This window comes from Actinoallomurus sp. NPDC050550 (genome assembly GCF_040655075.1).
GTDB lineage: Bacteria > Actinomycetota > Actinomycetes > Streptosporangiales > Streptosporangiaceae > Actinoallomurus.
The window spans coordinates 1-1,044 of the sequence record NZ_JBFAJC010000158.1; the positions used below are offsets into that span (position 1 = coordinate 1).

Annotated in this window: 1 protein-coding gene; it reads left to right on the forward strand. The window is 67.0% G+C overall.

Annotated elements, in window-relative coordinates:
• Nucleotides 1–1,034 (forward strand): IS110 family transposase (locus AB0I04_RS55185; protein WP_360905100.1); only part of this gene is annotated, 1,034 nt, incomplete at its 5' end.
• Nucleotides 1,035–1,044 lie beyond the last annotated feature (10 nt).

The window sequence follows — 1,044 nt, forward strand, 5'->3', positions numbered from 1 at the left end:
AGCGATCGGCCACAATCGAGGTTCTGGACGGACGCGAGCAGGTCCTCGGTGGCGGCCGGTATAGCACCGACCGCGACGGCTACCAGCAGATGCTGGCCTCTGGCCGGCGATGGAAGGACCGGGTGTGGGCGATCGAGGGATGCGGTGGCGTCGGCCGCCCTCTCGCGCAACGGCTGGTCGCCGACGGGGAAACCGTCGTGGACGTCCCGGCGAAACTGTCCGCCCGGGCACGAGTGTTCTCCACCGGTAACGGTCGAAAGACCGACGCCACCGACGCGCATTCGATTGCGGTCGTTGCAGTGCGCACCGCCGGCCTGCAGCAGGTAACCCAGGATCAAGAACACATCGCGCTGCGGCTTTTGGCCGACCGGCGCGACGAACTCGCCCGCACCCGCACCCAGACCGTCAACCGGCTGCACCGGCTGCTCACCGAGCTGATCCCGGCCGGTGCGCCGCGGTTCCTGTCCACCCCCCAAGCCCGACAGTTGCTGGCCACGGTCCGTCCTCGCGATATCGCAGGACGCACCCGCCGCCGGCTCGCCGCTGAACTGATCACCGACCTGGCCGCCCTGGACCGCAAGCTCAAAGACAGCGACAAGCAACTGCGTGAGGCGGTCGAGGCGACCGGCACCGGCCTGCTGGAGCTGTATGGCCTCGGCCCGGTCGGCGCCGCTCGTGTCCTGGGTGAGGTCCTCGACGTCGCCCGTTTCCCCAGCCGCAATCACTTCGCGAGCTGGAACGGCACCGCACCGTTGGACGCCTCCAGCGGTGACCAAAACCGGCACCGGCTTTCGCGTGCAGGCAACCGGCGTATCAACCGGGTGCTGCACATCATGGCGATCGTCCAGATCCGCAACGACACCGAAGGCCGTGCCTTCTACCAGCGCAAACTCGCTGAAGGTAAAACCCCGATGGAAGCAATCCGCAGTCTGAAACGCCGCCTCAGCGACGTCCTCTACCGACAACTCATCGCGGACGCACGAGCCCAGCAGGCCAACCTCGTCAAAACCGGAGAAGACAGCCCCTTGACATAGAGGGGTGCCA